The sequence below is a fragment of the Candidatus Pelagibacter communis genome (assembly GCF_001180185.1).
Taxonomy (GTDB): domain Bacteria; phylum Pseudomonadota; class Alphaproteobacteria; order Pelagibacterales; family Pelagibacteraceae; genus Pelagibacter; species Pelagibacter ubique_F.
This window is the reverse complement of record NZ_CVSS01000052.1, coordinates 1-9204: the sequence shown is the minus strand read 5'-3', so window position 1 is coordinate 9204 and position 9204 is coordinate 1. Positions and strand designations below refer to the sequence as shown.

Genomic DNA, 9204 nt, shown 5'->3' with positions numbered 1-9204 from the left:
AAAATCTATTACCCCAACGAGCTTTATTTGTTGAATAATTTTTTAAAAACCCGTGATGAAAATATTCATTTTGAACACGATAAACCCTCTCGTCATCTTTAATTCTAATTATTTTATCAATTTTTTTTCCAAATAAATAATCTATAGTTATAAATATAGAAGCAGTAATTAATAAAATAAGAAAACATTTAAATATAAGCCCTCTCTTCATGTAAATTTTTATTATCTCAATTTACCAAAACAATAAAGCAAAATGCTTTTTTGTACATGAACTCTATTTAGAGCCTGTAACCAAACTTTAGAATTTTTACTTTTGAAAACTTTGTCTTCAACCTCATTACCTCTTGGAAGACAATGTAAAAATATACAATCTTTTTTTGCATGGCTCATTAGTTTTTTATTAATTTTGAAATTTCTGAAATCTTTAATCTTTTTCTTTTTGTTTACTTTATCATTTAAAGAAATAACTTTATCAGTAAAAATGACATCTACATTTTCCACTGCTTTTTTTGCACTATTAAATATAAACAATTTTTTTTTCTTACTCTCAACCCAATCTAAAATAAATTTTTTTGGTTCATAATTTTTTGGGCAGCCTATATTTAATTTGAAAGAAAATTTTACAGATGCAGCAATTAAACTATTTAAAACATTATTTGAGTCACCAACCCAAGCAATCTTTAATTTGGAAATATCTTTTTTTTTAATTTCCTCAATTGTAAAAATATCAGATAAAACTTGGGTTGGATGAGAAGAGGGAGATAGACCATTAATGATTGGTATAGATAAATGTTTTTTGAAATTATCTATTTTGAGATCACTATTCGTTCTTAACATAAATCCGTCACCATAAGTAGATAAAATCTTAGCGGTATCTTCTAAAGATTCGCCACCTGATCCTATATGTAATTCATTTGATCTAAGAGTAATTGTTCCTCCTCCAAGTTGTCTAATTGCAAGATAAAAGCTCAATCTTGTTCGTAGGCTAGACTTTTCAAACATTTGAATTAATAATTTTCCTTTTAAAGGGACATCTTTGTCAAGCTGCAATGTATTCAATTCAGATCTTGTTTGTTTTCTTTTTTTTGCATGCATTAATATTTTCCGCAAATCTTTAGTGGGAATATCCTTAAGGTTAATAAAATGTTTCATAAAATTAATAGCTAGAACAAACTTTGTTGATTATTTTAATTGCCAAATCTAGTTCTGATTTCTTAACGTTAAGTGGTGGTAAAATTCTCACAACATTTTCAGCAGCTCTAATAGTTAATAATTTGTTTTCATACAATCTTTTTATGAAATTTGACTGATCTTTGTGAACCTGTAAGCCAATTAAAAAACCTCTGCCTCTAACCTCTTTAATAATTTTTGGATATTTTTTTTGAATATTGTTCAAATGTTTCAAAAAATAAATTGAATTTTTTTTTACATTTTTTAAAAAACTTTTTTTTGAGATAATATCAAAAACTGTATTACCTATTTGCATAGCCAAAGGATTTCCTCCAAAAGTTGAACCGTGACTGCCCGCTGTCATACTTTTTGCAACCTTTTTATTCATGAGAACTGCACCAATTGGAAATCCACCACCAATACCTTTTGCAATCGGAACGATATCAGGTTTAATTTCTGATTTTTCAAAGGCAAAGAAATTACCTGTTCTTCCGATGCCACATTGAACCTCGTCAAGAATTAACAAAATACCTTTTTTGTTACATAATTTTCTAAGTTCTTTCAAACACCAATCTGGGATAATCTTAATTCCGCCCTCACCCATAATAGGCTCAACCATTATCGCTGCTGTATTTTTTGTGATGTTTTTTTCAAGCGATTGATGATTTCCAAAATCAAAATGATCAAAACCATTTACCTTAGGACCAAATCCTTCTATCATTTTCTTTGATCCACTTGCATATATAGCTGCTATGGTTCTTCCATGAAAAGAGTTTCGAATACATAGAATTCTATTTTTATTTGGTTTACCAATTGAATAAAAATATCTTCTAGCAACTTTAATTGCTGCCTCTGTAGCTTCTGCACCACTATTTTGGAACATAACAAAATCTGCAAAAGTTTTTTTAACAATTTTTTTAGCTAATAGTTCTCCCTCTGGAATAATGAAAGCGTTTGAAACATGCCAAAGTTTTTTTGATTGTTTAGATAGTGATTTAATTAATTTTGGATGAGCGTGTCCTAATGAATTAACAGCTATACCTTGAACAAAATCTAAATATTTTTGATTATTGTTTGAATATAAAAAACTTCCTTTTCCTTTTTTGAAAGATATTTTTTTTCGATTGTAATTTTTAACAAGATAGCTCATAAGAATAATGTTTTAATCTCCTAAAATAAAATAATTAAATACAATTTTCGATTGAAAAATTAAGTATTTAATTAGTTGTTGATAAAGATTAAATTAATCTTGTTTATTTTAACAAAATAACCTTATATTGTGTTTATCATGTCATCTTATACAAGATATAGAAAATTATGAGTTGGACTGAAGAAAAAGTAGCAAAATTAAAAGAATTATGGGGCAAAGGAAATACTGCTAGCCAAATAGCTGAGATAATTGGTGGAATAAGTAGAAATGCAGTTATAGGTAAAGCTCATAGACTAAATTTATCTGCTAAAATAAAAACGAGAACTGCTACTTCTACTAAAAATTTTGAGTCTTCAGTGCAAGAGAGTAATATTAAATCTAAAAGGACCAGAAAAAGTAAATTTAAATCATTAATAATCGAAAAAGACTTTGAACCAGAAAATCCAAAGCAATTAGAGGAATTAGATGAAAATTCTTGTAAATGGCCCATAGGACATCCAGATGAAAAAAATTTTTATTTTTGTGGACGATCTTCGTTAAAAGATTTTTCATATTGTAAACTACATTTACTTTATGCTTACCAACCAAAAGGTAAAAAAGAAGAGGCATCAGGCAAAGAAGAAGTTCCAGAATTTATCGAAAAAAAACTACAATCTGGTTAAAGTTTTTATTTAAAATTAGGTATTTTCTTTAGAAATATATTTTTCAATTGAAAATTGCCCTCCCTCTCTCCACATATAAGAATATTTTTTTAATTCTTCATCAAAATATCTCGTACTAGGTATACCTAAATCAAAATTACTTTTATACTTATTTGATAAAATATTATCATATCTTAATAATCTTAATTGATCTTCTGTTAATAATGGATTTGGCATTAATTGAAACAATTTTGCAGAAACTTTTGCTATAGATAATGGCATAGGAATTAAAATTCTTTTTTTATTAATTGCTTTCAAAAGCTTTTTAATTATGTTTTCGAATGTAATCACCTCTGGACCAACACATTCTATAATTTTAGAATTAATATTTTTTGAAACTACATGATAAATTATGTCTGTTAAATCTGAACAATGAATGGGAGTAAATTTTGTTTTTCCAGAATAATACAAAGGAAAAATAGGAAGTCTATTCAAGAGTGTCATAAAATTTGTGGTAAAATTGTCATCCACTGAATATACCACAGAGGGTCTCAATACTGTTGCGAGAGGAAAGTTATCAAGAATATTTTTTTCACCTTCTAACTTACTCTTAGCGTAATTGCTATCAGCTGCATTGTTAATTCCTAAAGCAGATAAATGAATGAAACTTTTTAACTTAAATTCTTTGGCTAGTTTAGCTAACAGGCTAGGAAAGAGAGTATGAATATTATAAAAAGTATTTCCTTTTTTTTTTTCAAATAAAATACCTATAAGGTTTATACACAAATCAGCTTTTGAAAATAATGCTCTTATTTTAACCTCATCGTAAATGTTTGCTTCTACGACATCAATATATCCAGCATTTCCCTGGGTTTTAATAAGATAACTTTTTTGATGAATGTTACGAGTTACAACAGTGACTTTAATATTATTTTTAGTTAATTTTCTTATTAAGTGTCTCCCAATTTGGCCACTACCACCAAAAATTAGACAATTTTTAGGTTTCATATATATATATTATAAATGACTATTGATATTAAACTTCACAAAACCGATTTACCAGATGATTTACAATTAGGCAATGTTATAGCTGTGGATGGTGAATTCATGGGTTTAAATGTTAGAAGAGACCCTTTGTGCCTTATTCAAATTTCATCTGGAAATTCAGATGCACATATAATACAACTTGATAGAGATAGCTATAATGCTCCAAACCTAGTAAAGATTTTATCTGATCCTGCAATTTCCAAAATTTTCCATTTTGGAAGAGCGGACATTTCTTATATAAAACATTATTTAAAAACGGATACTAATAATATTTTTGATACCAAAATTGCTTCAAAGTTAGCAAGATCTTACTCTGATAACCATTCTCTCAAAACTTTAATTAAAGAATTTATAAATATTGATGTGAGTAAACAATTTCAAAATTCAGATTTTGGAGGTGAGCTAACTCCCGCTCAGTTAAAATACTGTGCCAATGATGTCATCTATTTACATAAGATTCATGATGAATTAGTAAAAATTTTAAAAAGGGAAAATAGAATTGAGCTTTATAAGGACTGTCTTAAATTTTTAAAAACAAGGGTAGATTTAGATTTAGCTTTGTTTAAAGATGATATCTGGTCACATTAAAATGAAAAATGAAATTAATGAAATTGGAAAAAATGTTATTGATCTTCAAATTAAAGCATTAAAAAAATTAAAAAATTCAATTAACGATTCATTTTATCAAGCTGTAAAAGTGATAAATAAATGTAAATCAAAAGTGATAATTTGCGGCGTTGGTAAAAGTGGTAGAATAGCCTCAAAGATTTCAGCAACTTTATCTTCTGTTGGAACTCCATCATTTTCAATTTCAGCTAGTGATTGCTCTCATGGAGATTTGGGAAGAATTACAAAAAATGATATTTTAATTTTGATAAGTTATTCTGGAAATACAGATGAATTAAAGAACATTATTAAATATGCAAAATCAAATAAAATTACTTTAATAGGAATTGTATCAAATAAAGACTCTAATTTATATAAATCTGCCAATATAAAAATACTTATTCCTGAAGTAAGAGAGTCTGGATATGGAATTGTCCCAACCTCTAGCACAACAGCTCAGTTATCTTTAGGAGATGCTTTATCAATTGCGTTAATGAAAAAAAAAGGTTTTGGTAGATTAGATTTTAAAAAATTTCATCCAGCAGGAAATTTAGGTAATAAATTAAAAACAGCATCTGATATTATGTTAACAAAAAATCGAATTCCTTTTGTGAAGGAGAATGATTTAATGAAAAAAGCACTTAAGGTTCTTAATAAAAAGAAACTGGGTTTTTTGGTTGTTAAAAATGATTTAGGGTTAAATGTTGGGGTATTTACTGATGGCGACTTGAAAAGACTTATGCAAAAAAAAAGAGCTATAAATAATTTAAAGATTAAGCTTTTTATGACAAAGAAGCCTTATGTCGTCGAGGAAAACATGCTTGCTTCAGAAATTCTAACTCAAATGAATAAAAGAAAAATAACAAATGTTTGTGTTTTTAAAAATCAAAATAAAAAGAAAATAATTGGTGTAATTCATATTCATAATTTACTAAATATCTTAAAGTAATATATGAAAAGAAATATTCAGATAGCACTTCTATTATTAATAGTCATACTCTGTATTACCTTTTACAACATTTATTTAATTGAGCCAGAAAAATTAATCTCTCAAAAAAAGTTAATTGAAGTACCTATTTCAGAAGATAACCAAAATAACCTTATAAAGAATTTAAAATATGAAATAAAATTAGAAAATAACAGCCAATATATTATTTCTTCTGAATTAAGTGAAATTACTTATGAAAATAATATAGAAATAGTAAATATGCAAAATGTAATAGGAACTTTTATTGACGACAAAAATATTCCATTAACTATAAAGTCTCTGAAAGCAGTCTATAACAACTCAAATTATAATACAAATTTTAGTGAAAATGTAAGAATAGAGTATTTGGATAATACTGTTTTATCTGAAAATGTTTATGTAGATTTTACAAATAATTTAATAACAATATCAAATAATGTAAGGTATTTAGGTTTAAGAGGTACTATTTTAGCGGACAATATAAAAATAGATTTGATCACAAAAGAAATTCAAATATATATGGACGATAGTGATAATGTAAAAATTGAAATTCTGAGCTAATGTCAAATATTAAAAAATTTAGAATTAAATCTTTTAAAGATAAGAATGCAATTCTGAGATTAGAAAAGATTTCATTAAAATTTGGAAGAAAAATAATTTTAGATAATCTAAATTTACATTTAAATAATGGACAAATTTTAGGATTATTGGGCCCAAATGGAGTTGGTAAATCAACAATTTTCAATCTGATAATTGGTTTAGTTTCCCCAGATTATGGGTCAATTATAATCGACTCAAAAAAAATTAATGAATATCCGATTTACCAAAGAGCAATTAAATTTAAGATTGGCTTTGTGCCTCAAAATGGAGGATTTTTTCATGATTTGACAGTTGATGAAAACTTAAAAGCTATTGCAGAAATTACTATAACAAATTCTAGTTACAGAGAAGAAAAAATCAATTCGTTAATTTCAAAATTTGAATTAGATTCTATAAGAAATATCAAAGCTGACTTTTTGTCTGGAGGACAGAAAAAAAAATTAGTAATTGCTTTAGCATTAGTCTCTGATCCGAAAATACTTTTACTAGATGAGCCATTTGCTGCTCTGGATATAATGACAATCAAAACACTTCAGGAAATTATTGTAAATTTACAAAGCGATAATAATATATCTGTTATACTGTGCGATCATCAAGCAAGAGACTTATTGGCTTGTGTAGATACAGCAGCAATAATTCATAACGGTAAGGTTGTTGCACAGGGAACGCCATCTAATTTGATTCAAGATATAGATGCTAGAAATGCATATTTTGGAGACTCGTTTAAAATAAGTTAATTTTATAAATGATGAATAATAAAATCATTATTAAAAGACTTATCAAACCGTTTAATAAAATTTTAGAAATTGAGGGAGACAAGAGTTTATCAATTAGATGGGCATTATTAGCTTCGCAAGCAATAGGTAAATCAAAATCAATAAATATTTTAAGGTCTGAAGATGTTTTAAGTACATTATCATGTTTAAAAAAACTTGGAGTTAAAATTAAATTGTCAAAAGATAAATGTGAAATTAATGGATTGGGTCTAAATGGATTTAAGTATAAAAAAAATATAGTTCTTAATGCAGGAAATTCAGGAACCCTTGGAAGACTAATTATGGGATTATTAGTTCACGCAAAAAATAAAATTAAAATTATTGGAGACCAAAGTTTATCAAAAAGAGATTTTTTTAGAGTAACTAAGCCTCTAGAAAAATTTGGTGCAAAATTCAAAACAAATTCTGGAAAACTTCCAATCACAATTGAAGGTACAACAAAACCAAAACCAATTAAATATACTGAAGACAAAGGATCAGCTCAATGCAAAACCGCAGTCATGCTTGCTGCATTGAATACAAGTGGAGAAACAATTATTAAGGCAAAAAAATCAAGAAATCATAGTGAACTATTATTCAAATACTTGGGGTTACCAATAAAAATAAAAAAAAAAAATTCTTTTGATGTAATTAGAATTACTGGTAAAAAAAAGTATAAAGCATTAAATTATAAGATCCCTACTGACATTAGCTCTAGCGCTTTTTTTTTAGTTCTTACAATTTTATCTAATAATTCAAAATTAAAAGTTAAAAATGTTAATATAAATCCATCAAGAACTGGTATTATAAAAATTTTAAGATTAATGGGAGCTAAGATTTATTTAAGAAATATAAAAAAATATAAAGGAGAAAAAATTGCGGATATTTACGTTGAAAGTATAAAATCTCTTAAAGCAATTAAATGTCCAACTTATTTAAATAGTTCGGCAATTGATGAATTTTTGGTAATTTTCTTAGTTGCTGCTAAAGCTAAAGGAATTTCATATTTTAGAGATTTATCTGAATTAAATCAAAAGGAAAGTCCGCGTTTAAAATGGGGTGTAAAAATTTTGAAAATGATGGGTGTAAAAACTATTTCAAATAATGACTCCATAAAAATTTTTGGTAACCCTGATTTGGTTGTTAATAAAACAATAACTATAAAAAATTATCTTAAAGATCATAGAGTTTTTATGACAAGTGTGGTAGCTGCATTAACTTTTGGGGGGAATTGGAAAATATATGACAAAAACTCTATTAGAACCTCTTTTCCATCATTTTTAAAAAATATAGAGGAGCTTAAAAGGTAGCCAAAATCCCTGTAAAATACTAATTATAAGATTAATATAATTTGTTTTTTTAATTATTATTTCCTATTGATTTAAACATCAATTTTATCTAAAAGTCTGTGTTTTTTAAAAAACAGATTGGAATTTAACTTATTAATGGAAATATACAAAGATCTATCAACCCCAGCCTCCAAAGAATTTGAAAAATTATTAAACAGCCAACTCTCAAAGATTAATATTGAAGAAGGAAAGATAATTGAAGGAAAAATAAATAAAATTACTGAAAAATTTGTTTTCCTATTTGTTGAAGGTCTTAAGAGTGAACCAGTTCTTGATATCAACGAGCTCAAAAGTATGGGTCTAGGTGAAAAAATCAAAGTGGGAGAAAAAATTTCAGTATTATTAGAAAAAATCGAGGACAAAAACGGAGAAGTGCTTGTATCTGCTAGTAAGGCTCAAAAGATTAAAGGATGGGATAAATTAGTTGAAGCTTATGAAAAAAATGAGCCCATTATGGGTAAAATTACATCTAAGTGCAAAGGTGGATGTATAGTTGAACATATAGATACAGGATCTTTAATGTTTTTACCAGGGTCACAAATAAGCGATAAACCTCTTAAAGACATTAGCCATTTAATGAACGAACCTCAAAAGTTCGCACTTATAAAATTAGATAAAGTCAGAGGTAATGCCTGTGTATCTAGACGAGAAATTATATCATCTTTTAAGAAAGAGGATAAAGCAAAAATTATTGATAAGTACAAGGTTGGTGACATTATTAAAAATGCTGAGGTAAAAGGTTATAGCTCTTTTGGTTGTTTCTTTAATGTAAATAATGAGCTTGACGTGTTAGTTCACTTACAAGAAATTTCATATTCTAGAGTTAATCATCCTGATGAGGTTTTTAATATTGGAGAAAAACATGAAAGATCCTGTATCTATATGTTCAACTATACATCCACCTTTGCACTTAGATGTA

General features: G+C 27.0%; 10 protein-coding genes and 1 pseudogene. 7 read left to right on the top strand and 4 right to left on the bottom strand.

What is annotated here, in order from left to right; genetic code table 11:
• From AMN95_RS05170 to AMN95_RS05160, 3 genes are all read right to left on the bottom strand, one after another.
• Positions 1 to 211 (bottom strand): hypothetical protein (locus AMN95_RS05170; protein WP_143323770.1); only part of this gene is annotated, 211 nt, incomplete at its 3' end.
• 11 nt (positions 212 to 222) lie between these two features.
• Positions 223 to 1152, bottom strand: a complete 930-nt coding sequence (gene argF, locus AMN95_RS05165) for an ornithine carbamoyltransferase (RefSeq protein ID WP_075522899.1) — start codon at positions 1150 to 1152, stop codon at positions 223 to 225.
• A 4-nt stretch (positions 1153 to 1156) separates the two neighbouring features.
• Positions 1157 to 2320 carry an aspartate aminotransferase family protein gene (locus tag AMN95_RS05160; RefSeq protein ID WP_075522898.1) on the bottom strand — a complete coding sequence of 388 codons (1164 nt, stop codon included), beginning with the start codon at positions 2318 to 2320 and terminating at the stop codon, positions 1157 to 1159.
• Between the two features lie 167 nt (positions 2321 to 2487).
• Between AMN95_RS05160 and AMN95_RS05155 the strand changes: the two genes are divergently transcribed.
• Positions 2488 to 2982 (top strand): GcrA family cell cycle regulator, encoded by a 495-nt coding sequence (locus tag AMN95_RS05155; RefSeq protein ID WP_075522897.1) that lies wholly within the window; start codon positions 2488 to 2490, stop codon positions 2980 to 2982.
• A 15-nt stretch (positions 2983 to 2997) separates the two neighbouring features.
• Here the strand turns inward: AMN95_RS05155 and AMN95_RS05150 are convergent, their stop codons facing one another.
• On the bottom strand, positions 2998 to 3969 hold the full coding sequence (locus tag AMN95_RS05150) for a complex I NDUFA9 subunit family protein (RefSeq protein WP_075522896.1): 972 nt from the start codon (positions 3967 to 3969) through the stop codon (positions 2998 to 3000).
• 15 nt (positions 3970 to 3984) lie between these two features.
• Here AMN95_RS05150 and AMN95_RS05145 point away from each other — a divergent pair, with 15 nt between their 5' ends.
• The 6 genes and pseudogenes from AMN95_RS05145 to AMN95_RS05120 all read left to right on the top strand — a co-directional run.
• Positions 3985 to 4596, top strand: a complete 612-nt coding sequence (locus AMN95_RS05145; protein WP_075522895.1) for a ribonuclease D — start codon at positions 3985 to 3987, stop codon at positions 4594 to 4596.
• Position 4597: 1 nt separating this feature from the next.
• A complete protein-coding gene (locus AMN95_RS05140; RefSeq protein ID WP_075522900.1) occupies positions 4598 to 5563 on the top strand; it encodes a KpsF/GutQ family sugar-phosphate isomerase in 966 nt (321 codons plus the stop codon).
• 3 nt (positions 5564 to 5566) lie between these two features.
• On the top strand, positions 5567 to 6142 hold the full coding sequence (lptC, locus tag AMN95_RS05135) for an LPS export ABC transporter periplasmic protein LptC (RefSeq protein WP_075522894.1): 576 nt from the start codon (positions 5567 to 5569) through the stop codon (positions 6140 to 6142).
• Positions 6142 to 6918, top strand: a complete 777-nt coding sequence (locus AMN95_RS05130; RefSeq protein ID WP_075522893.1) for an ATP-binding cassette domain-containing protein — start codon at positions 6142 to 6144, stop codon at positions 6916 to 6918. Before lptC ends, AMN95_RS05130 begins: the two co-directional genes overlap by 1 nt.
• An 8-nt stretch (positions 6919 to 6926) precedes the next feature.
• Positions 6927 to 8246, top strand: a complete 1320-nt coding sequence (gene aroA / locus AMN95_RS05125; RefSeq protein WP_256997955.1) for a 3-phosphoshikimate 1-carboxyvinyltransferase — start codon at positions 6927 to 6929, stop codon at positions 8244 to 8246.
• Between the two features lie 135 nt (positions 8247 to 8381).
• Positions 8382 to 9204 (top strand): annotated as a pseudogene (locus AMN95_RS05120) (S1 RNA-binding domain-containing protein); the annotation flags it as partial.

Excerpts from the sequence above, each read along its gene's own strand:
- argF (WP_075522899.1), bottom strand. The coding sequence starts at position 1,152 with ATGAAACATTTTATTAACCTTAAGGATATTCCCACTAAAGATTTGCGG.
- AMN95_RS05160 (WP_075522898.1), bottom strand. The coding sequence starts at position 2,320 with ATGAGCTATCTTGTTAAAAATTACAATCGAAAAAAAATATCTTTCAAA.
- AMN95_RS05155 (WP_075522897.1), top strand. The coding sequence starts at position 2,488 with ATGAGTTGGACTGAAGAAAAAGTAGCAAAATTAAAAGAATTATGGGGC.
- AMN95_RS05150 (WP_075522896.1), bottom strand. The coding sequence starts at position 3,969 with ATGAAACCTAAAAATTGTCTAATTTTTGGTGGTAGTGGCCAAATTGGG.
- AMN95_RS05145 (WP_075522895.1), top strand. The coding sequence starts at position 3,985 with ATGACTATTGATATTAAACTTCACAAAACCGATTTACCAGATGATTTA.
- AMN95_RS05140 (WP_075522900.1), top strand. The coding sequence starts at position 4,598 with ATGAAAAATGAAATTAATGAAATTGGAAAAAATGTTATTGATCTTCAA.
- lptC (WP_075522894.1), top strand. The coding sequence starts at position 5,567 with ATGAAAAGAAATATTCAGATAGCACTTCTATTATTAATAGTCATACTC.
- AMN95_RS05130 (WP_075522893.1), top strand. The coding sequence starts at position 6,142 with ATGTCAAATATTAAAAAATTTAGAATTAAATCTTTTAAAGATAAGAAT.
- aroA (WP_256997955.1), top strand. The coding sequence starts at position 6,927 with ATGATGAATAATAAAATCATTATTAAAAGACTTATCAAACCGTTTAAT.